This window comes from Vibrio sp. 1874, from assembly GCF_033344395.1.
Taxonomy (GTDB): Bacteria; Pseudomonadota; Gammaproteobacteria; order Enterobacterales; family Vibrionaceae; genus Vibrio; species Vibrio alginolyticus.
This window is the reverse complement of record NZ_JAWPOR010000001.1, coordinates 537,554-562,265: the sequence shown is the minus strand read 5'-3', so window position 1 is coordinate 562,265 and position 24,712 is coordinate 537,554. Positions and strand designations below refer to the sequence as shown.

General features: G+C 44.7%; 24 protein-coding genes. 6 read left to right on the top strand and 18 right to left on the bottom strand.

The window, feature by feature from the left end; genetic code table 11:
- Nucleotides 1-89: 89 nt before the first annotated feature.
- Nucleotides 90-1,649, bottom strand: coding sequence for a methyl-accepting chemotaxis protein (locus R8N46_RS02540; protein WP_213972126.1), 1,560 nt, complete (start codon nt 1,647-1,649; stop codon nt 90-92).
- A gap of 549 nt (nt 1,650-2,198) precedes the next feature.
- Entirely contained in the window at nt 2,199-3,275 is a 1,077-nt protein-coding gene (locus R8N46_RS02535; RefSeq protein WP_213972125.1) for a nickel/cobalt efflux protein RcnA, read from the bottom strand.
- Nucleotides 3,276-3,410: 135 nt separating this feature from the next.
- Here R8N46_RS02535 and rcnR point away from each other — a divergent pair, with 135 nt between their 5' ends.
- Nucleotides 3,411-3,683: a Ni(II)/Co(II)-binding transcriptional repressor RcnR gene (gene rcnR, locus R8N46_RS02530; RefSeq protein WP_005375370.1), complete on the top strand. Its 273-nt coding sequence runs from the start codon at nt 3,411-3,413 to the stop codon at nt 3,681-3,683.
- 266 nt (nt 3,684-3,949) lie between these two features.
- Here rcnR and R8N46_RS02525 read toward each other — a convergent pair whose 3' ends face one another.
- From R8N46_RS02525 to ltnD, 6 genes are all read right to left on the bottom strand, one after another.
- Nucleotides 3,950-5,443 carry a GntP family permease gene (locus R8N46_RS02525; RefSeq protein ID WP_005375369.1) on the bottom strand — a complete coding sequence of 498 codons (1,494 nt, stop codon included), beginning with the start codon at nt 5,441-5,443 and terminating at the stop codon, nt 3,950-3,952.
- On the bottom strand, nt 5,443-6,402 hold the full coding sequence (gene denD, locus R8N46_RS02520) for a D-erythronate dehydrogenase (protein WP_005375367.1): 960 nt from the start codon (nt 6,400-6,402) through the stop codon (nt 5,443-5,445). Before denD ends, R8N46_RS02525 begins: the two co-directional genes overlap by 1 nt.
- A gap of 61 nt (nt 6,403-6,463) precedes the next feature.
- The gene (gene otnI, locus R8N46_RS02515; protein ID WP_005375365.1) at nt 6,464-7,240 is read right to left on the bottom strand and encodes a 2-oxo-tetronate isomerase; all 777 of its coding nucleotides are present in this window, start codon (nt 7,238-7,240) and stop codon (nt 6,464-6,466) included.
- Nucleotides 7,240-7,887 (bottom strand): aldolase, encoded by a 648-nt coding sequence (locus R8N46_RS02510; RefSeq protein ID WP_005385078.1) that lies wholly within the window; start codon nt 7,885-7,887, stop codon nt 7,240-7,242. Before R8N46_RS02510 ends, otnI begins: the two co-directional genes overlap by 1 nt.
- 11 nt (nt 7,888-7,898) lie before the next feature.
- Nucleotides 7,899-9,155 carry a 3-oxo-tetronate kinase gene (gene otnK, locus R8N46_RS02505; RefSeq protein ID WP_213972195.1) on the bottom strand — a complete coding sequence of 419 codons (1,257 nt, stop codon included), beginning with the start codon at nt 9,153-9,155 and terminating at the stop codon, nt 7,899-7,901.
- 25 nt (nt 9,156-9,180) lie between these two features.
- Nucleotides 9,181-10,089 (bottom strand): L-threonate dehydrogenase, encoded by a 909-nt coding sequence (gene ltnD, locus R8N46_RS02500; protein WP_005375356.1) that lies wholly within the window; start codon nt 10,087-10,089, stop codon nt 9,181-9,183.
- Between the two features lie 274 nt (nt 10,090-10,363).
- Here ltnD and R8N46_RS02495 point away from each other — a divergent pair, with 274 nt between their 5' ends.
- The gene (locus R8N46_RS02495; RefSeq protein WP_005375354.1) at nt 10,364-11,122 is read left to right on the top strand and encodes a DeoR/GlpR family DNA-binding transcription regulator; all 759 of its coding nucleotides are present in this window, start codon (nt 10,364-10,366) and stop codon (nt 11,120-11,122) included.
- Nucleotides 11,123-11,300: 178 nt separating this feature from the next.
- Here the strand turns inward: R8N46_RS02495 and R8N46_RS02490 are convergent, their stop codons facing one another.
- The 6 genes from R8N46_RS02490 to ppiC all read right to left on the bottom strand — a co-directional run bounded on the left by R8N46_RS02490 (nt 11,301) and on the right by ppiC (nt 18,358).
- The gene (locus R8N46_RS02490; protein ID WP_412034983.1) at nt 11,301-13,055 is read right to left on the bottom strand and encodes an ABC transporter permease subunit; all 1,755 of its coding nucleotides are present in this window, start codon (nt 13,053-13,055) and stop codon (nt 11,301-11,303) included.
- Nucleotides 13,056-13,059: 4 nt separating this feature from the next.
- On the bottom strand, nt 13,060-14,574 hold the full coding sequence (locus R8N46_RS02485; protein WP_205461286.1) for an ABC transporter substrate-binding protein: 1,515 nt from the start codon (nt 14,572-14,574) through the stop codon (nt 13,060-13,062).
- Nucleotides 14,564-15,412, bottom strand: a complete 849-nt coding sequence (locus R8N46_RS02480) for an ABC transporter ATP-binding protein (protein WP_193837192.1) — start codon at nt 15,410-15,412, stop codon at nt 14,564-14,566. Before R8N46_RS02480 ends, R8N46_RS02485 begins: the two co-directional genes overlap by 11 nt.
- A gap of 20 nt (nt 15,413-15,432) precedes the next feature.
- Nucleotides 15,433-16,194 carry an ATP-binding cassette domain-containing protein gene (locus tag R8N46_RS02475; RefSeq protein ID WP_193837191.1) on the bottom strand — a complete coding sequence of 254 codons (762 nt, stop codon included), beginning with the start codon at nt 16,192-16,194 and terminating at the stop codon, nt 15,433-15,435.
- A gap of 173 nt (nt 16,195-16,367) precedes the next feature.
- Nucleotides 16,368-17,672 (bottom strand): MATE family efflux transporter, encoded by a 1,305-nt coding sequence (locus tag R8N46_RS02470; protein WP_193837190.1) that lies wholly within the window; start codon nt 17,670-17,672, stop codon nt 16,368-16,370.
- 344 nt (nt 17,673-18,016) lie between these two features.
- The gene (gene ppiC / locus R8N46_RS02465) at nt 18,017-18,358 is read right to left on the bottom strand and encodes a peptidylprolyl isomerase PpiC (protein WP_080276970.1); all 342 of its coding nucleotides are present in this window, start codon (nt 18,356-18,358) and stop codon (nt 18,017-18,019) included.
- Nucleotides 18,359-18,572: 214 nt separating this feature from the next.
- Here ppiC and R8N46_RS02460 point away from each other — a divergent pair, with 214 nt between their 5' ends.
- Nucleotides 18,573-19,487, top strand: coding sequence for a chemotaxis protein (locus tag R8N46_RS02460; protein ID WP_005385059.1), 915 nt, complete (start codon nt 18,573-18,575; stop codon nt 19,485-19,487).
- Nucleotides 19,488-19,567: 80 nt separating this feature from the next.
- On the opposite strand, the gene R8N46_RS02455 is transcribed toward R8N46_RS02460, so the two are convergent.
- From R8N46_RS02455 to hutW, 4 genes are all read right to left on the bottom strand, one after another.
- Nucleotides 19,568-20,104, bottom strand: a complete 537-nt coding sequence (locus tag R8N46_RS02455; RefSeq protein ID WP_053303815.1) for an ATP:cob(I)alamin adenosyltransferase — start codon at nt 20,102-20,104, stop codon at nt 19,568-19,570.
- Between the two features lie 97 nt (nt 20,105-20,201).
- A complete protein-coding gene (gene hutZ / locus R8N46_RS02450; protein ID WP_005375331.1) occupies nt 20,202-20,732 on the bottom strand; it encodes a heme utilization protein HutZ in 531 nt (176 codons plus the stop codon).
- Nucleotides 20,733-20,788: 56 nt separating this feature from the next.
- Complete coding sequence (gene hutX, locus R8N46_RS02445; RefSeq protein WP_053303816.1) at nt 20,789-21,292, bottom strand: heme utilization cystosolic carrier protein HutX; 504 nt, start codon at nt 21,290-21,292, stop codon at nt 20,789-20,791.
- A 32-nt stretch (nt 21,293-21,324) separates the two neighbouring features.
- A complete protein-coding gene (gene hutW, locus R8N46_RS02440; RefSeq protein ID WP_025768508.1) occupies nt 21,325-22,695 on the bottom strand; it encodes a heme anaerobic degradation radical SAM methyltransferase ChuW/HutW in 1,371 nt (456 codons plus the stop codon).
- Between the two features lie 160 nt (nt 22,696-22,855).
- Here hutW and R8N46_RS02435 point away from each other — a divergent pair, with 160 nt between their 5' ends.
- The 3 genes from R8N46_RS02435 to R8N46_RS02425 are packed head-to-tail and all read left to right on the top strand — an operon-like array spanning nt 22,856 to nt 24,710.
- A complete protein-coding gene (locus R8N46_RS02435; protein ID WP_080773752.1) occupies nt 22,856-23,602 on the top strand; it encodes an energy transducer TonB in 747 nt (248 codons plus the stop codon).
- Nucleotides 23,602-24,300, top strand: coding sequence for a MotA/TolQ/ExbB proton channel family protein (locus R8N46_RS02430; protein ID WP_005375324.1), 699 nt, complete (start codon nt 23,602-23,604; stop codon nt 24,298-24,300). The genes R8N46_RS02435 and R8N46_RS02430 overlap by 1 nt, the downstream gene beginning before the upstream one ends.
- Nucleotides 24,297-24,710 (top strand): ExbD/TolR family protein, encoded by a 414-nt coding sequence (locus tag R8N46_RS02425; RefSeq protein WP_005375322.1) that lies wholly within the window; start codon nt 24,297-24,299, stop codon nt 24,708-24,710. Before R8N46_RS02430 ends, R8N46_RS02425 begins: the two co-directional genes overlap by 4 nt.
- Nucleotides 24,711-24,712 lie beyond the last annotated feature (2 nt).

Sequence of the window (24,712 nt, the reverse complement as noted above, 5' to 3'; positions counted from 1 at the left end):
CCGCTAAGCGATTTGAGACTCGATTTTTCAAATAAAAAAGCCAGCAATTAACATTTACTGGCTTTTTATTAAAGAGGGTCAGTTGGCGTTTAGATTCTAAACGCTCCTACGTGATGATCGAGTGTTCGCGATAGCTCCGCGAGTTGTTGACTTGATTCTTCTAGTTGCTCACTCGCCGTTAGCGCACTTTTCACTGAGTGGCTGACGGTATCCATGTTCATATTAATTTCGTTTGCTACCGTTGATTGCTGTTCTGTTGCGGTTGCTACTTGAGTATTGATATCTGAAATAGTCGTCACTTGTTCAGCTATTGCTTCTAAAGCCTGTCGAGCTAACTCAGTTTCTGCCGTTCCTTCTTCAATAAGAGTCTTACTATTACTCATTGAATTCACCGCACTTTGAGCTTCAGTTTGTAGCTGGTGAATCATATTGTCAATTTCATCGGTAGAATGAGCCGTTTTAGTCGCTAGGTTGCGAACTTCATCAGCGACTACTGCAAAACCTCGGCCGGCATCACCAGCGCGTGCCGCTTCGATAGCCGCATTGAGAGCCAATAGATTGGTTTGCTCCGAAATACCTCTAATCACCTCTAGAATACTACCAATCGACTGAGTATTTTCAGCAAGACTCACGATAATATTGGAAGTGCTGTTCATCTCGTTTTCAAGATTAGTCATCGCCGTTTTGGTTCTTTCTAGCGTCGTGTAGCCATCTTGCGCTTCATTACTTGCTGCACTCGCAGCATTTGCCGCTCCGGCAGCATTGGAGGCAATTTCATTGACCGTCGCAATCATTTCGTTCATGGATGTGACAACCAGCATGGTTTGCTCGTTCTGCTCTTGCCCTCTTGTGAGCGCTTGCTGAGATTGCCCACGCAAAGCGACAGCTGAACTATTAAGCTCCACACCAGTATTTACAACTTGTGTAATAATCTCATGTACTTTCCCAACAAAAACGTTGAAAGCAGAAGAAATTTGCGCGACTTCGTCATTACCTTTCGCTGGCAAACGAACGGTTAAGTCTCCGTCTCCTTTTGAGATGTCTTGTAGAGCGTCTTTAAGCGCAGAAAGCGGTCTCATCAGTTTATTTAGCAGAAGTGACAGAATCAAAACACACATAACGAAGATCGCCACCATAGAGATCAACTGGTAAGTAATAATTCCATTCGTCGCTTGGCTCACTTCGGTAATAGGAATACCAATATCAAAAGTACCGTATAACTGACCATCCACATAAATTGGTGCCATGATGTCAAACACCCATACTTTCTGGACATCGGCATACCACTTTGAGTACTGTTGAACACCTCTCGTCGCGCCTTCAACAGTATATTCATCGTTATAGGTTTTGTTCAGCTTGTGCTTATCACTGTGGGCTACTGCCGTTACGTTACGGTCAATTACAACGGCATAACTCACGTCTGAACGTTGTTTCAGCCCCTCAACAAGCGATTGTAAATCTTGCATTGGATTGGCTGAGTTCTCCAAAATATAACTCGCATTTCCCGCTAGAAACTCAGCTTGAACTTGGGATTTGTTTAAGATGATGTCATCGATTTTCTGACTCGAAATTAGGTACGTTGATGCCATACTCGCCACGACAGCAATACCAAACATGGCGCAGACTGCTAATAAGATGATTCTTTTCATTATAATTGTCTCAATACAATTCAATTGATGCTCATTAATCGAGCGCTAAGCCTTTCTTCTCCAAAACCAACCAAACTGCATTTTGGGTCTGTTTGGCAGAGCAAGACATAACTTTATAACTATGTATCTGCTTGGTTCCCGATTACTTTAGACAGAAGGAAAAAAAGTCTTCAAAACGTCACATTTCTACGAGGTTTGGCGAAGGGACGAGTACGCAAAAGGAAACGTTTGCATAGTTAAATTTAACTATGCGACCAAATTGGTATCGAACATTAAAGAAAAGAGTTCTAATTAGCGTTTTGCCGTCGGGAGCGCTGTGGTCAGTGCTCCCGTTTTATCATTTAGTATCTCAGGTTCAGATATTAGAGCCACAATTGCAGCGGTTGTAATCCGAGATGCTTGGTGAAGCGAGAATGACTTGGTTTGTAGATATGGCAGCGATGTCGGATCGAGTGATTCTCAATCAAGAATCGGCAGCAAAATAGGCAAACCAAGGCATGAAGCCATTACCCATACAAAAAGAAAGGAAAAGAGTCTTTATCACAGAGTTTAACTCGTCAGCGATATGTATCCATGCATACCCATGTATAAACCAACTGCACTGATCAAGACGCCCGATAAGTAAGGAGCTCGACGTGCAACATCATTCAAACCGCTCCATTTAGATGTCGCTTTTTGCACGCCCAATGCTGCCACAACGCCAACAGCAACCAGAGTCAAGGCTAAGCCAATACTGAATGACACAACTAAAGTCGCACCAAGAGTCATTGCCTTAAGCTGCAAACAGATAAGCAAAACCGTTACCGCAGCAGGGCATGGAATCAAACCGCCCGTTAATCCAAACAGCAGAATTTGCCCATTCGTCACGTCTCGATTCTCAAAGCGTTTTTGAATGTCTAAAGCGTGAGCGCGTTCGTGAGCATCTTGATATTCCTTATCTTCGCTTTCTAAATGAGAACTAGAACGGAAATGTACATCAAAGTCATGGGTATGATCATGGTGCCCGATGATCAAAGTGACAGAAAGTCCATTAGAGACTTCAATGCAAGACGCCGATTCCAAGTATCCATCACGCTCTATAAAGTGATAGATATCAGCAGGTTGATAACCATCACTCGATACCGAAACCTTGATACCTTCAGCAGTTAAAGGTTTACCGCTGAGTGTTCGCAACTGGAAACGGTGATGCTCCCCTTCCTCTGTAATCGAAAGCGAAACATGCCCATGTCCTGTATCCACAACTTGCGTCGTCCAATCGCGAGCATGATCCTGAGCTTTGTTCCAAGCTCGCTCATCGCTCCATGTCCGCCAAAACATCCATACGCCGGTTGTCACGATAATGACCCCAGACATAAGTTGCATCCATGGTTCAGCCGCTTCAGCGGTGAATTTCTGGCTAATATACATCCCGCCAACAGCGATTAACCATACAATTACAGTGTGAGAAAGTGTGGCAGCTAAACCCAGCATCACGGCTTGTTTGACCGTTCCTTTCACCGCGACAATGAACGCCGCCATCATCGTTTTAGAGTGCCCAGGTTCTAAACCATGCAAAGCGCCAAGCAAAATGGCACTGGGAATAAAGAACCACCCATTACCTTGTTGTAGTAACGCGACAAAATCCATTGTTGTTCTCTGTTGTTGATTCTAATTTATCGCAAACTATACTCCCCCCTAGTATTAAATACTACCCCCCAGTATAAATTGAGTGCTACATTATCAGTTAGAATAACTCGGCCCGTAACTTAAAGAAGATAAGACATGTCGCATACAACCAGAGATCAAAAGAAGCTCAACACTCGAGTCAGTAAAATACAGGGTCAGGTGAATGGACTTAAAAAAATGCTGGAAGAAGAGCATGAATGCCAAGATGTGTTGCAGCAGATTGCCGCTATTCGGGGGGCAGTAAATGGTTTGATGCGAGAAGTAATTAAAGGTCACTTACTTGAACACGTCGTACTTGAGGAAGACAAAACTCAACGTGAAAAAGATATGGAAGTCGTATTAAAAGTACTGGACTCTTATATAAAGTAACCCTACTTCGCTAGAGTAAAGTCACTAGGGTTAAACTCGAATAGATCCTTTATAGGTAATCGCTTACTAAGCGGGAAATAACAATTCCATTTCATATTGATTAAGTTGAAAACGGAACCTATATCGGTTCAAGTTAAATAGTTTATTTATAAGAACTAAAACGGCCCAAACATAGGGCCGTTCATACTATTAACAATCTCTAAACCATCTGATAAAAATACATGTTGTGATAGGTTTTTACTTTATGGAAGAGTACAAGTAAACCTTTATACCTCTTGTAATTCGACGTGCTTAGCGCTGTAAGATTTTGTAAATGCAACACACCCCAAAAGTACAGCAAGTGGTAACACGGGATCAAAGATTGAACCATGAGATCCGAAGAATAAGTTAAGAATCATTACTAATGAACCACCAATAGCCCAAGCAATTGTTGTTGGAATAGTCCAAATAATGAGTTGTTTCTTAACCTCAGTCACCCCCATTAATCGATTAACAATATGGAATAGCGAGTCATTAAAGTAGCCAGCAAATAGAGATCCCATCGTAGCTGCCGTCGCTGCGAATAAAAGGTTAACGTCAGGAATATTCACTAAAACTGGGGCAGATATAGAAGCAGCGGTTATCATGGAGACTGTACCAGAGCCCTGAATAATACGAACTAACGTCGCAATAATAAATGGAATCATAACCGCAGAAATAGGAAGCCCTGCAACTTGGTTGGCAATCTCTGCGCCCGCACCCGTTTCACGCAATACGGCACCTAACGCGCCACCAGCTCCTGTTACTAACAAAATGATGCCACAAGTGGAGATTCCTTGTTCCATCTTTTCATTCGCTTCTTCTTTGGTAAGGTTATTACCCAATGTGTAAACCGCTAGTAACGTCGCTATTGATAGTGCAATAGTAGGGCTGCCGATAAAAGCGATAAATTGACCAAATGTTGTTGCAGTCAGCCCTTCGAAACCGAAAGTCCCCTCTAATAAACCCATAACTGATTTCGCAAGTATAAGTAAAATAGGGATAATAATTGGAGCGATAGATTTACTTAAAGATGGTAGGTCTTTCGCTTCTTTACTTGCAATGTACTCTTTGTGATCATTAATCAGTTGCTCACTAGACTTCGAGAAATGTTCGGTTGGAATGAATTCAGGAAACTGCTTTTCTAACCATCTTGCATACCAAACAATACCCATGACACAAGGCGCTGCGATCATCAAACCAAAACCTAACATGCTGGCAAGATCGACACCAAAGATACCAGCAACGCCCAAAGGTCCTGGAGTCGGCGGAATAGCGTGATGCGCTACGACCAAGCCGCCCGCCAGAGCAACCGTAAGCGTTAAAATCGAGCGATTGGACGTTTTTGACAAAGACTTCGCAATTGGATAAAGAATGATAAGCGCGCTATCCACAAAGATTGGGATGCTAACAATATAGCCAGTTACAGCAAGAGCGGCCTCTTCTTTCTTTTTTCCTAACCACTTTATAAAATTATAGGCAATACTTTCTCCTGCTCCAGAAGCCTCTAAAATAGCCCCCATCATAACGCCGAGACCGATGACAATCCCTATACCGCCTAATGTTCCACCAAATCCTTTGCTAACGGTCGCAATCGTGTCGTCAACACTTAACCCACCAATAATACCTGCGATACATGCCGCAATTAACATCGCAATTAACACATGTACTTTTGTACGTAATACAAGAAAAACAAGGACTGATACGGCTACTATTAGTCCAATTACTGAGGTTGGTAACATTAGACAATCTCCATATTGTTAACAGAAATAAATTGTTGTAATACATCCTTGAAATTACTGTCTGATTTAAATCCAAGCTCCAGTTCTTTAGTACAATCAATTTTTTGTGGCCAACTACTCACAATACGATCAATACCCGCATCATGCTCATAGGTAATATAATTAGAAAGTTGTTTACCCATTAGAGTGTCCATTGTTTGAATCATCTCAGCTGGTGTAGTTTGAATACCAGGTAAATTAAGCGTTCTATAGGACAGATTATTTAACTGCTCATAAGGCATTAGCCCTGCATATTGAATATTGTCCACCACTCTAGACGGGCTCGATATCCAAAGTTTTAGCGTAGGGTCTACAGGACAATTTGATTCTTGAGCATTCAAAGGCTCACGAATAATTCCGCTTACGAAAGAGCTAGCGGCAAGGTTTGGTTTCCCAGGGCGAATACAAATAGTCGGTAAACGTACGGATACAGCTTTAACAAAGCCTTTACGGGCATAGTCGTTCACCAATAACTCACCTATAGCTTTTTGCGTCCCGTAGGATGACTGAGGATGAAGTGCTGTTATTGGTGTAATCGTTTCCGGAAGATCACCACCAAATACAGCTAAAGATGAAGCAAACGTAAAACGAATATTAGGGTTTACTTTACGGCAACGCTCAAGCAATAACTGTGTGGTCGTCAGGTTTACAGCTACGCCTAAATCAAAATCTTGCTCAGCATGGCTCGATACAATTGCCGCTAAATGAAAAATGTGTGTCGTTTCGGCAGTAATAACTTGGTCTATATTTTCTCGCTTTGTCATATCCATGACTAAAGAAACGACTCGGTCATCAATGCCCTCTAAGCGCGACTTTTGAATGTCGACAATAGTAATACTTTCAGCTTTGTTTTCTTTTAGTAGTGATTTGGCAAGTAGGGTTCCGAGAAAACCCGCCCCTCCAGTTATGATAATATTCATAGTCACGACCCTTTGTTTTTGTAATTGGTTTCAAGTTATTTATGGATAGAAATTAAAATTGTTATAGGTATGGTTTAACCCAACTAAGGCCCAGCTGCGTGCTATGCCTTGGGTTGTATTCACAACCGATCCAGCCTTGGTAACCAGAGTCATCCAAAACATTGAATAGGTGTGGGTAATTCAGTTCGCCTTCCGATGGTTCGTGCCTTTCAGGCACAGAAGCAATTTGAATATGGCCTGTGTATGGCGCCACATCGCGAATCAACGTACTCAGATCACCGTCCATAATTTGTGCGTGATAGAGATCGAGCTGCAATTTCACGTTTGGACGAGCCACTTGTTTGATGAGTTCCACCGCTTCACGTTGATGTGCAACGAAGTAGTTCGGTACATCGCGATTGTTGAGTGGCTCAATCATCAGCTCAACACCATGTTCGGCAAACTTATCCGCTGCATAACGAATGTTTGAGATAAAGGTTTCAATATGCTGATCACGAGTGAAGCGTGAATCAACAATGCCAGACATAGCGTGAACCTTTTTACAGTTCAGTGCCTTGGCGTACATCAGCGCAGTCTCGACGCTCGTTTTAAATTCATCCTCACGCCCCGGAATAGCCGCAAAACCTCGTTCACCTGCATCCCAATCACCTGGAGGCATGTTGAATAACGCTTGCTCAAAACCAAACTGCTGTATCTTGCTTGCTAGTTCTTGCGCTTCGAATGCGTATGGGAAAAGGTATTCCACCGCTTTGAAGCCCGCTTGGTGTGCTTTTTCGAAACGATCTAGAAAAGGAACTTCTGTGAATAACATTGTCAGATTTGCCGCGAATTTAGCCATTACTTACCTCTCCCTTTTAGGTCTTGAATCTCAGTATCCGTTAAGTAGCGGATGTTGCTGTCTTTAAGAATGAACGCTAGCTTCGCTGTCTCTTCTAGCTCTTCTGCGTTATCCACTGCATCTTCAAAGTCCGTACCCGTGATCACTGGACCATGGTTCGCCAGGAGGAAAGCTCGGTAGTCACTAGCCCGTTGCGCAAGTTCTTCAGCAATCTGAGGGTCGCCCGGGCGCAGGTACGGAATCACTGGCAGTTCGCCAATGCGCATTACAAAGTAAGGTGTAAAAGCTTTGATGGCATTCTCGCGATCTAGACCTTCAAGACAAGAAAGCGCCGTCAAGTAAGTAGAATGCAGATGCACAATCGCATTACACTTTGAGTTATTTCGATAAATCGCCAGATGAAAAGCGACTTCTTTTGATGGCTTTTCACCAGAGATATGGTTGCCATCAATATCCACAACCGAAAGCTCTTCAGCAATCAAGCGGCCGAACGAAGAACCAGTTGGCGTTGCCAGAAAGTGTCCATTAGGCAGTTTTAGAGAAAGGTTGCCAGCGCCGCCAGTCGCATAGCCACGTTCAAACATAGAGCGCGCCATAGTGACCATTTGCTCTCGCAGTTGTTGTTCTGTCATCAATTCTTTATTCATCACAACCTCACCTATTCAAAAAACGACTGTGCTTTGGCAAAGAAGTGTTCATCGCCGAAGTTGCCCGATTTCAGAGCCAAAGAAAGCTCGCCTTCAAGTGACTTCACCCAAGGTACACCTGGTGCGATTTGAGGACCGATATGAAAACCTTTTACGGCTAGGCTTTGGGTTACAACCCCTGAGGTTTCCCCACCCGCAACGATGAAATTTTTCACACCGTTCTGCTGAAGTTTAACTGCAAGTTGGCTAAAGAATTGTTCAACCGCGTGACTTGAAGCATGCGCGCCAAACTCTTGTTGAATCGCTTTTAACGCCGCTGCATCTGCGGTTGCGTAAACCAGTGGTGCGAACTCGCTTTCGATGTTGGTCATGACCCAATCAAACACTTGATTTAAGTAATCTTCTTCCGTCAGACACGCCTTCACATCAATAGCAAAGTGTGGCGCTTTTTCTTTGTAAACAGCGACCTGTTGGTTGGTCATGACAGAACAAGATCCAGATAACACAACGGTTGGTGCCTTTTTAGGGTTCCCCTCTTGCTTCGCATCACTTTGATCTTCAAGGTTCTCTATCCAGTTCTTAGCAATACCCGCAGCCAAACCAGAACCACCAGTTACCAGTTTTAGAGACTTCGCCGCTTGACCAAGTGTGACAAGATGCTCTGCATTGAATGCATCAACCACTGCATAGCGGTTGCCTTGTACTTTTAGCTCTTCAAAGCGCCCAATTACCGCTTTTGCACCTTGTTCAATTATTTGGAAGTTCACCAGGCCAGATTTGCCTTGAGATTGAGCATCCATCATACGAACTAGGCTTGAATCAGTCATTGGTGTCACAGGGTGATTACGCATACCTGAGTCGCTTAGCAAGTCTTGGAATACAAATAGATGGCCGTTGTAAACTGTGCGACCATTCACTGGTAATGATGGGCATACAATGGTGAACGCTTCACCTAGCTCTGCAAGCAGTGCATCCGTTACAGGACCAATGTTACCTTCTGCTGTGCTGTCAAACGTTGAGCAGTACTTGAAGTAAAACTGCTGACAGCCATTTGCTTGCAGCCACTTAAGCGCCGCTACTGAATCCTCGATTGCCTCATCTACAGGACAAGAGCGAGATTTAAGACTGATCACGACCGCATCTGCGTTTACATCAATCTCTTCTTTTGGAATACCGTTAAGCTGAACTGTGCGCATGCCGTTTTCTACAAGAAAACCTGCGATGTCTGTTGCGCCAGTAAAGTCGTCTGCGATAACGCCTAATAACATCATTTTTTCTCCGTTTTACGTGCGCTTATTTCTGTTTGTTTTCTACACCTGGAAGCTCAATACCATCAAAAATCTTGATAACGGCACTGTCGTCCTCCTGGCCAAAACCAGCATTGCTTGCACTCAAAAACATGTTTAGTGCTGTGCTTGATAGAGGAAGTGGAAATTTGAGATCTTTTGCTGTGTCCGATACGAGGTTTAAATCTTTCACAAAGATGTCGACCATAGATTTAGGGGAGTAATCACCATCAACTACATGCTTCATGCGGTTCTCAAACATCCAAGAGTTACCCGCTGCATTCGTCACCACGTCGTACATCAGGTCAAGAGGAATGTTTGCACGTGCCGCTAATGCCATTGCTTCAGCACCAGCTGCGATATGAACACCTGCTAGCAATTGGTGGATAATCTTCACAGTTGCGCCTAGGCCAATCGCTTCACCGATGTTGTAGACTTTAGCTGCCGTTGCGTTGAGTACTGGTTCAAGTGCATCAAATGTGCTTTGCGCTCCCGACGCCATAATAGTCATCTCACCTAATTCTGCTTTTGCAGCACCACCAGATACCGGTGCATCAAGCATCACAAGATTGTGTTCTGCCAATTTCGCTTCAATTTGTTTTGCGTCTTCTGCTGAGATGGTTGCTGAAACCATTACTGGCGTATTCGGCTTAAGCGCTGTAGCAAGACCGGTTTTGAACAAGACCGTGTTAACTTGAGCTGCGTTCACAACAAGAACTAGAACCGAATCAAGCTTATCTGCAAACTCAACTGCATTTGTAGAAACAGCTTTTGCACCGAATGAACCTAACTCTTCAAGCGCTTGAGAATTTAAATCGAAACCATAGACATCTAGGCCTGCACGCACACATGACTTTGCGGCGCCCATTCCCATAGAGCCTAAACCGATAACACCTACAGATTGAACTTCACTCATAAAAACAATGCCTTCTGGTCTATTAAACTTTGTTAATTCTTGTTTGGTTGATGTGATTATATGTGAAGATTAATACTAAGACCTCGCTTTGAATCACATTTTTTCACACAAATTAACAATGTCGTGATATATACCTCTTTATGGGCAGAGATATTCCGAGCAGTTAACACAAGCGAAGGCTGTTCTTACAACGTTGAGAACATAATTCACAGATATTCACAACAAATGAAAAGATTGGTAGGATACTGAAAAACAAGAATATAGAAGTGAAACTATGATCCCAGCAGAACGTCAAAGAACCATATTATCCCTGTTATCACATCAAGAAGTGTTAAGCATTTCAGATTTAACCGACCACCTTGGCGTATCACATATGACCATTCGTCGTGATATCGTGAAGCTTGAATCCTCAGGTAAAGTCGTTTCTGTTTCTGGTGGAGTGCAACTCGCTCAAGCTCTACATTCCGAACTTTCCCATGATGCGAAGGTCGAGCAACAAGCGGATGAAAAAATTCAAATTGGTAAGCTGGCGGCTACGTTAATTGGTCAAGACGCTACGATTTACTTGGATGCGGGAACAACCTCTCTAGAAATCGCCCATCAAATAGCAAATCGTAATGATCTTTTAGTGATCACCAATGACTTCTCTATTGCTGCTTTCCTTATGACGCACAGTGAATGTGAGCTTTACCACACTGGGGGAAAAATTGACCGCGAGAACCAATCCACCATTGGAGGAAAAGTCGCAGAGTTCTTGAATGGGCTAAATATTGATATCGCCTTTATTTCGACTTCATCTTGGAGCTTGAAAGGCTTATCAACACCTAATGAAAATAAAGTTCTCGTTAAAAAAGCAATCATCAAGGCGGCACAAACCAATTATCTGATCTCAGACTCAACTAAATACGGTCAGATAGCGAGCTTTCATGCATTAGACATCGAGCAATTGGACGGAATTATTACCGATCGAAACCTATCCGAAGTGGTCACTCAAGAATTAACGGATAAAGGATTACGTGTGTATAAAGAGTAACACTACCTAAATATCTGAGTTCGCGTAACTTTTATACTCGTTAATTTATAGGTGCTTCCAATATACATAGACCGTGCTGTGTACTTTCTGGCAGAAAACACATCCTTTTGTTTTCTAAATTACCAAATTACTGATTACATCTGGGATATGGAAGCTCACTTCGCTTTATCGCTGCTCGTCACTTGTCATCAAAAATCAAATTCACCGCAATTGCCATCAAAACTAAGCCTAAGATTGGCAGCAAGACACCCAATGGTGAGCGCTCTATGTAAGGCAAGTTTTCAGCAATCAATAAGCCCCACTCAGGTTCGGGCGGCTTAACGCCAAGTCCGATAAAACTCAGAGACGTCAGGCTAAGCGTAATGTAAGGCAAACGCAGAAACGCATGACGAATCAATGGCGGCAGCACATAAGGCAACAAGTAGTAACGGAGTACTCGCCACTGACTGGTTCCCCAAATGGGCGCAAGATGCGTATATGGCTGCGCTTTGGCTTCCATCAACAAGCTCGCACAGTGCGCCGCTAATGGTGCCCATGACACCATAACAATCGCAATCAAGGCACTGTTTGGGTTCATCCCCGTTAGACCAGCAATCAGTAGACCCGCCACGATGTATGGCACACCTTTGGTGATCTCAATTAAGCCTTGGCTATAACGAGTCACGAAGCCGAGCAGCAAACCAATCACCAAACTTAGGAACGTCGCGATGATGCCCATTTTGATTGTCGACATCATACCGCCACCAACGCGAGCAAGCAGATCTCGCCCGACCGCATCGGCACCAAACGGGGCAGCCAAGCTTGGCGATTCAAGGCGGGTAAATTGGATGGTGTAAGGATCGCGCATTAACGCCCATCCCGCACAACCAATCAGCAACGCAAAGATTGTCGCACTGACGATGCGTTTGGTGGTGTTTTGGGTAAAACGGAACGTACTGTGACTGCTGATCAGCTTGCCACTTGTGACACTGTGCCCGAGTAACCAGCGTTGCAATAAGATGCTCGCACTGCTGATCAACATCGAGAACACCAGCAACACCAACAAGCCACCTTGCAGCATCGGCAGATCTTGTGACTTCGCCGCGCCTAAGATTAGTCGTCCGATACCCGGAATGGAAAACACTTGCTCCACAGCAACCGCGCCGCCGGTTAAACCGATCACCGTCATTGCGATTTGAGGAATCAAGTTACTAACAGCACGCCACAAGGCAAAGCGTAATATTTGAAACTTACTGACGTTCGCCGATAGCCAACTGATCACCCAAGGCTCATCTAGTACACGCTTGAGGCTGTCATTGAGCAAGCGCCCAAACAAGCCAGCAGCAGGCAATGCCATTGCCAAACTTGGTAGCCAGAGGTTTTGCACGCCTTGCCAACCATAAGGCGGGAACCAGCCCAACCAAATGGAAAACACCATGATCAGCAACGAAGCAATCACGTATTCAGGCAGTGAGACCAACACCGAACTGAGCGTGTCATGATGTTTGTCTAAACGATTCTGTTGCCAACGACGCACAGTGTAAAGGACGCTCGCCATACACATTACAAATGCCATAACTAACGCTGTAAGCATCAGTAATAGCGACGTTTTTGCGGTTTGTTGAACGCTCTCCATCACGGATGCGCCGCTCACCCAAGAGACACCTAAGTCTCCTTGCATGGCAAGCGTCAGCCAATCCCACAATCGCTCAGCAGCGCTGCGGTCAAGTTGAAGATCTTCTCGAATTGCTTGCAGAGCTTCTGCCGTCAGCAATTGTTGAGCACCCGCACGAGCACGGAGGATTGATTGGCTTGGGTCGATACCGGCAATATCCGGCATCAAACCCACCAGCACAACCACTACCCCGAGTGACAGGAAGCGCGACAAAAAACGCGTAAACCATTCAGGCATACAAGCGCTCCAACGAGAACGCATGTTGGCAACAGACGACATCGAGTTAGTTCACCTCAGTAAACTGGTCGATCAGGCGACGCTCACGTGGGTCACGTTGTGCATTCTTCACGCGATCACTCTCACCTTGGATTACACGCTCGTGAAGCAGTGGAATCACAGCGTATTGCTCAAGGATTTTGCTTTCTGCTTCGATGATCGCTTGTTGGCGTTTCTCACCCAAAGGTTGACGATCAGCGTGTTTCAATGCTGCGTCCACTTCTTCAGAGCAGAACTGACCTAGGTTGTAAGAACCTTTACAGCTAAAGTCACTTTGCATGTACGCCACTGGATCGCCAGAATCCAGCACCGTTGCACGTGACAACAAGAACGCATCGAACTTACCTGCTAGTGCATCGTTTTCGATTTGTGCGTATTCACGAACGTCTAGCTCAACCACAAAGCCAGCCGCTTCAAGTTGTTGCTTTAGCAGCACCGCTACTTCTGGCAACTCAGCACGGTCGGTAAATGTACCGATGGTGATCTTCTCTCCGTTCGCGTGGCGCATTTCCATGGTTTCCATACGAGGGTTCGCATCACGAATTGGTTGAGCCCATGCCAATGCAGGACCTAACAAACCTTTTGCTGAATCGGCGTGGTTCTCGTAAACCGTTTTGATGATTTGCTCACGGTTAACCGCTTGAGCCGCTGCTTTACGCAAACCGAACTGGCTAAACACATCTGATTTATTGTTTAGGTAAAGCGTGTTGGTACGTGGCATTGCAACTTCATGCAGTTGTGAAGATTCCATCATCGCGATTTGCGAAACAGGAACGGCTTCAACTACATCCGCCTCACCGGTACGTAGTGCAGCAGCACGAGCAAAACCGTTTGGTACGTATTCCGCAAAAATGCTATCTACTTTCGCTTTTTCACCCCAGTAACCATCAAAACGCTTCAATTTAGCGCTGGTTGTCCCGTTGATTTCTGTCAGAACGAATGGGCCCGTACCCGCATTGATTGGCACAACACGACCGTTTTCTTGATATGCAGCACCAGAAAGGATCGCTAGCTGTGGGCTAGAAAGACGGCTTGGCAACAGTGGATCGTTAAAGGTCGTTTTGATTTCAACAGTGAAGTCGTCCAATGCGCGAACTTGCCATTCGATACCGTCCAAGATGCGTGGTTTAGGTGCGGCATCTAATGCTTTTTGCAGAGAGTTCACGACCGCGTTGGCATCAAGCTCAGAACCATCGTGGAATTTCACGCCTTTACGTACCTTAAATTGCCACGTCATTGGGTCAACTTGTTCCCACTCTGTTGCCAGCATAGGCTCTGCTACCGACTGATCGTTTAGGTTCACTAGCGTTTCTGCCGTGCTCCAACGTGACAGTTTGAACGCGTCATCTGAAAGTGGCGACAAACCTGTGCGTGGTGGTTGCATCATGGCAACGCGAATTTCCGTTGCTTGCGGTGCAGCTGCTTTTCCCGCTTCTGGCTTGCTTTCGCCAGAGTCAAAACAACCCGTCAGCAGTGCGCTTAAAGCCAGCGACAAAGCTAACTTGGGAGTACTAAGGTGCATAAGAAACCTCTCCAATGGTTTTTGTGAATTCATTACTTTTGTGTTGAGCTCTCATCAAGGCTCTCGTGATCAAGTGTGATGGATTATTTGTCACGTTTTGTGCCGTGCCGTGCTCGACAACGCGTCCTTTGTCTAACACTAGGATTTCATCGCATAGGGTTTGTGCCGCATCGAGGTCATGTGTCACCAAAATCAGGCGCATCTGACGACTCTTTTGAATGCCTGCCAACAGGTCGAGAATCTGTTTACGACTGACGGGGTCTAGGCTGCTGGTTGGCTCATCGGCAACCAAAACACAAGGCTCGACAATCAAAGCTCTGGCGATAGCCACACGTTGCGCTTGCCCAACCGATAACTGCTGCGGGTTACGCTCCAACAATGTGAGATCTAAACCGACATCCGCCAAAACCTTTTCCACCTTCTCGTTAAGCTCTTGCGTTAAACCAATATTGCTTAGCGGCTCCAGTAAGATCTGACGAACGGTGTAATAAGGATTCAAGCTCGACTGCGGCTCTTGCGGAATCAATTGAATGTGCTGACACAACTCTTGGCGCTGCTTAGCCGAGCTACGCGATAGCGGATAGCCACACACATACACTTCACCAGATGTGGGTTTACGAAGACCAAATAGAAGTTCAATCAAGGTCGATTTACCCGCGCCAGAAGGACCAACAATCGCAATGTTCTTTGTGTCGATGGCAAGATCCAATTGTTCGAGCGCTTTAAACGGTTTGCCCCCCAACCAATTTGGTTTGGAGTAATAGTGAACACTGGCTTGCTCAAAGCGAACTTCCGCCGATTTAGGCTGCGTGTGCCCGCTCAAGTTGTGCTTAGTCAAAATAGGCTCCAGAGATGAGGTTAAGGCAGCAGTTGCGCAAGTTGTTGGCAGAAAGGATGCGAACTTTGCTGAATGGCTTGCCATGGTGCGCCATAAGCCACCATGGTGTTGTCCGCAATCACCAAGACTTTGTCACACGCCAAAGCCGCAGATAGGTCGTGCGTGATCAACAAACCACTGATGTTGCGTTGCTGAACACTACTGCGAAACAACTCAAGGATCTCCGCTTCGGTGATTGGATCGAGCGCACTGGTGGGCTCATCCGCGATGATCAAGTTGGCACTACCAAGCAACGCGATCGCAATACAAATACGCTGGCGCTGACCACCAGATAGCTGGCTTGGATGCTGCGCCAATGCTGCTTTTGGATCTGCAAATCCGAGTTGAGACAACAAGGTCGTCACCGTGTCTCGGTTTGCTGAAGACAAGCGTGTTTTGTTGCCCGTCAATGCCAAACACAGTTGTTGTTCGACAGACGCCAATGGATTCAGCGCTTTAAGTGCATCTTGGAAAATGACCGCAGGACGCTGCGATTGACTGCGTTGCAGCATGGCAGTTTGTGCGACTTCACTGCTGTTAAGCTGGATACTTCCGTCTACCCAAATATCAGACGGCAAAAAACCTGCGACGGCTTTCGACAACATGGATTTACCAATGCCGGAAGGTCCCATAATGGCAAGAACTTCACCTTGAAACAGCTCAAAAGAAATGTCTTTGAAGAGTGTGCGTTCTGAGTCTATAAGGCTGAGATTATTAACGGAGAGTATTGGTCGAGAAATCACGGCATCAAACTAAATGTAATAATATAACATCACAAATAATATCATGCGGGTTAAAGCAAGGAAACCAGTCGGAAAGGTTATTTCATCACCTTTTTCAGATTTATCAACAAGGGCAGATAGCTCCCCCCCTTGTGATAAGAACATCTAAGTTAGGTCATTTGTGACAGTGTGTATTAAAGACACTTTTGTTTAACTTGACCGAGGTATGGAAACAAGAAGACAAAGCGCCCAACGTAGAACAACGTGAATGCCAGCCATAAACCGTGGTTGCCCCAATATTGCACCGCAATAAATTGAGTCACTAAGAACAACACCATGGTTAGAAAGGTAGAGTTACGCACTGGTCGCGTCGTCCCTGTACCGGTAAAGATTCCGTAAAACGTAAGACCAAAACCAGCAACCAACGGGAATGCCAATAACCAAGGGCTCATGTCCAAATACAGCTCAACAAGATTTGGCAAAGTGGTAAATAACGACACCACTTGGTGTTTGAACTGCACTAGCAGCAAGGTCAAGACAACAACGAACGCTGCGGTCCATTGCGTGTTTAGCTTAATCACGTTATCAAGCAATGTCTTATTCTTCTGCCCTACTGCTTTACCTGCAAAGACGCTCGACGCATTCGCCACACCGTCGAACATGTAGCTGACGATAAAGGTCACTTGCATCAAGATTGCGTTCGCAGCAAGCACATCAGAACCAAGCTGAGAGCCTACACGCGCCATCATGTTGAAGAACACCAATAGACACACAGTACGAAGCAGCAGATCCATATTGGAAGACGCGATGACTTTGAGATCTTTACGCGTCATTTTTGCGGTCTGAATGTAATCAAACAGCGGGAAGCGACAGGTTTTCAACACCAGCACTGCACCGATAACAAACGTCGAGATTTGCGCGATAAGTGTCGCCACCGCAACACCAGCAATCCCCATATCGAAGTACAACACAAATACGATATCCAGCACGATGTTCAGCACGTTACCAAACACTTGCGTGAACAAGGTTTCTTTGGCTTTCGCCTGCCCCATCAACCAACCAATCACGGTGTAGTTCAGCAGTACAAATGGCGCACCAAAGATCATAATATCGAAGTAAATCTTAGCGTTTTCGGCCACGACTGCATCAGGGGAGATAATCAGCTCTGCCCCCATCCAAATCACGGACTGCAACGCAATGAAAATCAAGCCAAGGCAGAGCGAAAGCACGAAAGGACGCAATAAGCTACTCGCTTGATCCTCTGGGCTATTTTTACCTAATGCGATTGCACTTTGCCCGGTAGTACTGACGCGGAAGAAGCCAAACAGCCAATACAAGGTATTCATGATGACGGTGCCGATCGCTACACCACCAATCATCTCAGCCACACCGAGTTTACCGATCACCGCGGTGTCCACCGCCCCCAATAATGGTTGGGTAACAGTAGAAACGATGAAAGGAAATGCGATTTTAAAATAGTCTTTATGAGTCAGGGACATCTTAAATTATGAACGGGGTTAATTTTTTATAAGGTCGCTATCATATGCGAATGGCGTCCGAACATGAACCAAAGTTCGCCAGCAAGGAATAGCATTGATAATTGATACAACCAGCAAACGTATTCTCATACCAAAGCTTGAAATAGGATAACGACTTATGAGAAAAGCCAAGTTAACTGCATATAAATGAGTTTCTAGTTTGGAAAGATTAGCGTTTGGTTGAGCATGGCAGATCAGAATGTATCTGCCATGTCATAACGGTAGTGATTGGTGAAAAGAGACCGTACAGATGATATTTAATGCTTGTGGGTTTCATCTGACAATGTTTAGGTCGATACCAAGCCTTATGTTCTGTAAAGCACCTTTACAACATGCCAACCGAACTTGGTTTTAACTAAATGCGGCGTTAACACTTCGCCAGAAAAGCACACTTTGTCGAACTGAGGTACCATTTGACCACGGCGGAATTCACCAAGGTCACCACCGCGTTTGCCTGACGGGCAAGTTGAATACTTCTTCGCTAATGTCTGAAACTTAGCGCCTTTTTTCAGTTGCTTGATTATGTCTTCCGCTTGCTCTTTGTGCTTCACAAGAATATGTAATGCGGCTGCTGTATTTGCCATTGATCTATCTCTCACTATTCTGGTCGCGCAAGTGTACCCAATCCTTTTTAACAGACCAAACATTTCTTAATAATAGCTCAGCGGTAAAGGCCCCAATACACGAGGAATATAAAATCGTCTACATAATGAGTTTAAAATACAAACAAGTTTTGCTCAGTTAATCACTATTCTCTAAAAGATTGTCTAAAAAGCTCACATTTGTCTCTCCGATGGTTGAAGCCTTCGTCTGATAAGATTAGATTAGACACAATTCGGTGGTATTTATAAGGTTATTTTCATGGCAAAAGTCGTAAGCAAAGCGAATCAGTCTCAGGGCATGTTGATGTTTAAGCTCACCCTGCAACAGAGTTTCGCTATCGGTACGCTAAAAGTCCGTGAAATCGTCCCATACATGCCAACGACGAAGATCCCTTACTCGCATCATCACGTCATTGGAACAGTTACGATACGTAACTTAACAGTACCAGTGATCGATATGTCAGCAGCTGTTGGCTTTCGTCCTATAAGTGAAGAAGAATATAAAAGCTGCTACTTGATCGTGACAGATTGCTTGCGAACCGTGGTTGCTTTTATGGTTCGTAGTATAGAGAAGATCATTGAGTGCGATTGGAAAGCTATTGAAACGCCACCTCCGAGCGCTGGAAAAAATATTTTCGTGACTGGAATTACTCGCTACGAGGACAAAACTGTTCAAATGCTGGATGTGGAGCTGCTACTTTCCAAAATTTATCCGCAGTACGAGAATTCAAAGATCCCAATGCTGACAGATATTGAGCGAGAACGCCTAAAAGCACTCAGTATTCTATTGGTGGATGACTCTTCCATCGCTCGTAAACAGCTGTGTGACGCACTCGATAGCATCAATATTGGGTATCAAATCTGTAAAAATGGTTTAGATGCATTGGAACTGATGAAAAGTGACGCTGCGGCTCATCGCCCAATTGATATTCTGGTCAGCGATATTGAAATGCCCGGATTAGACGGTTATGAGTTAGCATTTGAAGTTCAGAATAATTCCTCTCTGAACCATTCATACCGCATTTTACATACATCGTTATCGAGCGAAATCTGTGTAGACAGAGCTCACCAAGTTGGCGCGCATGAGGCACTTGAGAAGTTCAATGCTGGAGAACTAATCGAAGCGATGCTTCGCGGAGCAAAAGAGCTAGAAGCCAAAGCTATGACTTCTTAACTCTTATTGGACGAGTTGATTTGAGAATATAATGCAGTGCTTGTCCTATCCCTGATGCTCACATCCGCTAATTTCTCAGCTCACTTCTTTGGCATCGCGTAACTACGAGAAACGAATTCCGTCTCTTTGACTTGGTGAGCATGATTAATATAAGAAGCTAGGCTGTAAAGTACATTCGCTAATAAGTTCGCGTAACGAAACAAAATAGGTGAGGGCTGCTTCTTACCTGTATGTTCAACGGCAACTAATGCTCGTACCGTTTTTTTAGCTTGGCAACGGCACAAATGCAATTGACTGGCTGCCGAGTGCCCTCCGGGTAGAACAAAGCCTTTGAAGCCGCCATCAATACGTTGCTTGAGCAAAGCATAATCGGCCTTTAACTCTTCAACTTCCGCTTCTGTAATCGCTAATTTTCCGCGAACCGAACCATTTAGATGATAAACATTAGGCTGCATTCTTGTCAGTATATCGCGGCTAAACTCGTCCAATTCCATAGCGAGAACAAGGCCAATACGACTACAAAGTTCATCTGCTGTAATTTCAAAGTCACAAACCGGACTGTCCTCGTAAATAAACGGATAGCAAATCTCGCTCAATTCCTTGCTTACAGGTTTCATGCTTTTGTTCCAATATAAAAAAGGGAGTCAGTATAACCTAACTCCCTTTAAACGTTCATTATGCCAAATGATCGACATTCATATGATCGGTTTACAATCAGGCACTTTCGACTTTCTTGTGACCTTCTTGAAGGTGAACAAAATCGACTAAATCATCACCAGACACTTGATACGCCTGACCAAAACCTTTAACAAATAGCCCCGATTCTGGCTTTAAGTTGAACAAAACGAAATCCTCTAGCTGGCTTAGACCATCAATAATCTCACCAAAACGCTCTTTCATTTGTCCAACAACTTGTTGCCACATCTCTGTGTCTCGCTCAACTACATTTGCTACCGCATCAAAAGTTAAGCGCTTACGAGCAAACAGCTGCTTTGAAGACTCTTCATCTTCGATCATCATCAATGAAACATTTGGATTTTCTAAAAGGTTACGGGCATGACGAGCGATTTTAGAAATGAGAACGAAATAACCTTCCTGGTTTTGGACATAAGGCGCGTAGCTTACATTCGGGCGACCTTCTGCATCGACAGTTGCAAGCTGAAGTGTACGACGCTCCTGACGGAACTCTTTGATCTCTGGCCCTAAACGACCTTGCAAACGCTCTTGTTTAACTTGTTGATCCATATTGATACCTGACTTTACTAATTAGTATTCGAGTTAAGCCTCGATTATGTTTGTGATTACTTTTTTAATTCGGCTTGTAGGGCGCGAAATTCGGTTACTTGCTCTTCAATCAACTCGCGCTTTTCGTTACGGCCTAAATAAACCTTGAAAATATTGCTTCCGCACTCTGAGAAAAAACCAAAATAGTGACTCTCTCTACCCATAAACGGTTTACTGACTAATGCGACATTTTTAACGTTATCTAATTTAAGGTGGCCGTGCAGTTCACCTTCTCTACCCATTAAATTGTAATAGCCACGCGCCACTTTTCCTTTTGGAAACGGCGCTTTAACTTCAAAGATAGAACCAAAAGAGTGGACGATGGTCGTCACCGGGCCAAAACCAACCAAACTTTCTAAGATGCTTTGCGCTTGCTCTCCTGGTGCAATAGCCACCATTTCCTGAGGTAGAGCCGCAACAACCTCAAACTCGGAAATGCCAAGACGCTCTGCCATCGCAGCTGGCAATAATTGTGGTTCTTGCTCTAGTAATACTTCAACTTGTTGCTTGATTGATTCCATTGTGTCTTCCGTTTTTGTTCAATTTGTTTTCATTAATTATTGGATGCTTTCGGTACGGTTTCGTTCATCTCTGACGTGAGTACCTGAATACAACTTTGAGCCAATGACACAGCCCAGAAGCTGCCTGCAAGAGTAAGGACTGCGCTACGTTCATGTAGTTGTACTAAGCCTTTCGCTTGCCACACTTTAAATAGAGGCAATAAAAACCCGAACGCGTCCTCTCCCATAAATGATGGAAGTTGATTTGCTTGAACAATGCCACGGTCAAACGCAGATTTGAGTGCAGAAAAAAGTGGTTCTAGAGGGCTTTGCTTCATCATCATCGCGATGGTGCTTTGACCTTCTTTGACCGCTTTAATATAGGTCTCTAGTGTGCGGTGTTGCATCATCCCGTAGCCACCGATATTACCTCCAGCACCACAGCCAATTGGCAATACCTCTGCATAAGTCTTGGCTAAACTATTGTATAAACTACGCTCGCGGTTATCGATTGCCCAATGGTTCACACTCAGTTGCTTCATATGGTGTTTGGCCATAAAGTTCACACCGAGCTCATACATTCCCGCTTTTTCTGGTGTGGTCGCAGGTGGCGGGATTTTTCCCTTTTCTACGAGGTTGAGCATGGGAGCTGACCCACCAACCACTAACTGATACAAGTCCAGTCCGTGTGCGCCAGTCGAGAGGAAATCATTTAAATCTTGCTCTAACACTTCTTTGGTTTGATAAGGTAAGCCATAGAGTAAATCAATAATGACCGGAATTTTGTCTTCTTTGGCGATCTCGCTCACCCGTTTGAGGACATCTTCTCTATCATCTAAACGTTTTGCGCTGCGGCGCACTTGTGTATTAAAACTTTGCACACCAAAAGAGAAACGATTAAACCCACCGTCTAAAGCGCCTTGATACAACTCATCAGAAAAACGATTGATGCGACCTTCTAAGGTGATTTCGCAGTCTGCGGCCAAAGGAAAGTGGTCTCGGATAGCCTGGCCTAACACACGAACCTGTATTGGAGATAAATCCGTTGGCGTTCCGCCCCCGATATATACGGCGTGAAAAATACCATTTTGTGTCCAAGGTAATGCCGCTTTCTCTCTAAGCTCCTGCATTAATGCTTCAAAGTACTCATCAACCAGTGTGCGACTTGCAGCATTTTGAAAGAAGTTACAAAAAGTGCAACGAACGCGACAAAACGGAACATGAATATAAAGACAGCGCTTATTGGTCGCTTTAATTGAGTTAGCCGTAATACTCGAAAAAATCGCCTGTTGTTGAGACGAGGGCACAGGTACGCTCGCTCCCCCGGCATGTGCAGAATGCTTCTTAACAAAAGCAAATCGCAATGGATCAGGACTATCACTGCCCAACACTGATTCATCAAGCTTATCGATATCGACGCTCATATATACTCGCTTAACTCCCATCATGTAAGGGATGGAAGCTGATCTTAAAAATTCTGCAAGAATCATAATTTGAGCGTAATGATAATGCAATTGATAATTGATCTTATTTCCATTGTAAGTAATAATCTTCCCAAGTTTTCATAGTTTCCCGAGATATTCCGTGAACGTACAAAGATATGTCATTGCAGGAGGTGCTTCCCTTGTCATCCATGCCGCACTTCTTTTTGTTTCTCAAGAGACAAAGGTGTTCGCGATGCCGGCTGGAAACCCAGCAAGTTCGGTAAGTCTAAATCTTGTGTCTGCTCCTCCCGCTGTCGAAAAATCTACACCAGAAAATGTAGCGCCATCAAAAGAGCAGCAGCCTCAAGACCAACCTGAACCAGAAAAGAAAATTGTAAAAAAACAGGTCGTCAAGAAAGACGCTGTTAAGAAGAAGGTAGTAGAGAAAAAACCTGAACCGGTTAAACAATCTAAACCTAAAGCGGTCGAGCCCACCAAAACCGTAACAAAGCAAAAGGTTCAGCCCGAAGCGAAACCAAAGAAAAAAACGGAACCAGTGAAGAAAGAGACGGTAGCTCAACAATCCGCACCTGCGAGCCAATCCAAAGGGGCAACGTCTCAGCCTGTCTTGGTCGACAAACCAACGTTTGTGAGTCAACCAACACAACCCCGTTACCCAAGATCTGCACAAAGACGCGGTATTGAGGGTGTAGCCTTGTATGAGATATGGCTAGATGAGAATGGTAACCAGATTAAACAGGTTTTGATTGAGTCTTCCGGCACAGAGTCGCTAGATGCCTCAGCACTTCGTGCGATCAAACAGTGGCAATTTACACCACATATTTCAGGTGGGCTAAAAGTCGCTCACCGAGTACAAGTACCTGTTCGTTTTAAGTTGGATGGATAATGGAACAACTACAAGAATTACAAACTCAATTTGGGCTGATGACATGGCCTTTGATCATTTGCTCAGCTCTAACGGTGATGATCATCGCCGAGCGATTATTCCATGTGTTAATTAGCCTTGGTGTAGGAAAGCGAGCCATTCGCCAAAAGCTCACAGGATTAGACCCAACAAATGGGAGCGAGCTTGAAGCACTTGCTGAAGAGTTGTCGAATAAGCGGCCGCTTCTGTACCGTGGTGTTGCGATGTTGCTTGCTCATCATTCTTTCTCGAAATCTTTAAGAGAGGATGCCGCAGGTATTTGGCTGCAAGAAAAACGCCATCAGCTGCATTCCGGCCTTCGTTTGCTGACGCTGATTGGCGTCATCAGCCCTTTAATTGGCTTGCTTGGTACGGTACTTGGCTTAATTGACATGTTTAAAGGCATCGCGGTTTCAACGGGGAATATCACTCCGAATGATTTGGCTGACGGCCTAGGTCTTGCTATGCGCACCACTGCCGCGGGTCTCATTATCGCACTTCCTGCCATTTCAGGAGCGCAGATCATTGGTTTGTGGGCGGATCGTGTAATCGCCAAGCTTGAGCACACTTTAAACTACGTCAACTTATGGCTTGAAGGTATCTCGTTACAGCATGTCTCGCCAGACCACTCAAAAGTAACACTGCGCTCTTCTGAGAAGATTGAGGCAGCAACTAAATGATTAAAACACCACAAGAAAATAGTCGTAACGGTTTAACCCCCGATTTAACACCGCTGTTAGACATTATTTTTATCGTCATGGTTTTCCTGATGTTAACCGCAGCGGTCAAACTCGATTCATTAGACGTCAATTTACCGAGCACAGAATCTCAGGCTGTTGCAGATGTCGATAAGCAATCCATCACGGTAAATATTCTTAAAGACGAGCCTTACTGGGCTATTAACGGCAAGACATATATCGATTGGGACAACTTTACCCTCGCGCTGTTAGAAGAGAGTAAGTCAAGCGATAAACCGATTGTAATTGGAGCAGAAAAAACCGCGAATATTCAGTCGCTAGTACAACTTCTCGGCTTTTTACAAGAAAACGGAATTCAAGCAACTCAGTTACTCACTGAAGAGCCATCATAAAA

Excerpts from the sequence above, each read along its gene's own strand:
- R8N46_RS02540 (WP_213972126.1), bottom strand. The coding sequence starts at position 1,649 with ATGAAAAGAATCATCTTATTAGCAGTCTGCGCCATGTTTGGTATTGCT.
- R8N46_RS02535 (WP_213972125.1), bottom strand. The coding sequence starts at position 3,275 with ATGGATTTTGTCGCGTTACTACAACAAGGTAATGGGTGGTTCTTTATT.
- rcnR (WP_005375370.1), top strand. The coding sequence starts at position 3,411 with ATGTCGCATACAACCAGAGATCAAAAGAAGCTCAACACTCGAGTCAGT.
- R8N46_RS02525 (WP_005375369.1), bottom strand. The coding sequence starts at position 5,443 with ATGTTACCAACCTCAGTAATTGGACTAATAGTAGCCGTATCAGTCCTT.
- denD (WP_005375367.1), bottom strand. The coding sequence starts at position 6,402 with ATGAATATTATCATAACTGGAGGGGCGGGTTTTCTCGGAACCCTACTT.
- otnI (WP_005375365.1), bottom strand. The coding sequence starts at position 7,240 with ATGGCTAAATTCGCGGCAAATCTGACAATGTTATTCACAGAAGTTCCT.
- R8N46_RS02510 (WP_005385078.1), bottom strand. The coding sequence starts at position 7,887 with ATGAATAAAGAATTGATGACAGAACAACAACTGCGAGAGCAAATGGTC.
- otnK (WP_213972195.1), bottom strand. The coding sequence starts at position 9,155 with ATGTTATTAGGCGTTATCGCAGACGACTTTACTGGCGCAACAGACATC.
- ltnD (WP_005375356.1), bottom strand. The coding sequence starts at position 10,089 with ATGAGTGAAGTTCAATCTGTAGGTGTTATCGGTTTAGGCTCTATGGGA.
- R8N46_RS02495 (WP_005375354.1), top strand. The coding sequence starts at position 10,364 with ATGATCCCAGCAGAACGTCAAAGAACCATATTATCCCTGTTATCACAT.
- R8N46_RS02490 (WP_412034983.1), bottom strand. The coding sequence starts at position 13,055 with ATGTCGTCTGTTGCCAACATGCGTTCTCGTTGGAGCGCTTGTATGCCT.
- R8N46_RS02485 (WP_205461286.1), bottom strand. The coding sequence starts at position 14,574 with ATGCACCTTAGTACTCCCAAGTTAGCTTTGTCGCTGGCTTTAAGCGCA.
- R8N46_RS02470 (WP_193837190.1), bottom strand. The coding sequence starts at position 17,672 with ATGTCCCTGACTCATAAAGACTATTTTAAAATCGCATTTCCTTTCATC.
- ppiC (WP_080276970.1), bottom strand. The coding sequence starts at position 18,358 with ATGTTTGGTCTGTTAAAAAGGATTGGGTACACTTGCGCGACCAGAATA.
- R8N46_RS02460 (WP_005385059.1), top strand. The coding sequence starts at position 18,573 with ATGGCAAAAGTCGTAAGCAAAGCGAATCAGTCTCAGGGCATGTTGATG.
- R8N46_RS02455 (WP_053303815.1), bottom strand. The coding sequence starts at position 20,104 with ATGAAACCTGTAAGCAAGGAATTGAGCGAGATTTGCTATCCGTTTATT.
- hutZ (WP_005375331.1), bottom strand. The coding sequence starts at position 20,732 with ATGGATCAACAAGTTAAACAAGAGCGTTTGCAAGGTCGTTTAGGGCCA.
- hutX (WP_053303816.1), bottom strand. The coding sequence starts at position 21,292 with ATGGAATCAATCAAGCAACAAGTTGAAGTATTACTAGAGCAAGAACCA.
- hutW (WP_025768508.1), bottom strand. The coding sequence starts at position 22,695 with ATGAGCGTCGATATCGATAAGCTTGATGAATCAGTGTTGGGCAGTGAT.
- R8N46_RS02430 (WP_005375324.1), top strand. The coding sequence starts at position 23,602 with ATGGAACAACTACAAGAATTACAAACTCAATTTGGGCTGATGACATGG.
- R8N46_RS02425 (WP_005375322.1), top strand. The coding sequence starts at position 24,297 with ATGATTAAAACACCACAAGAAAATAGTCGTAACGGTTTAACCCCCGAT.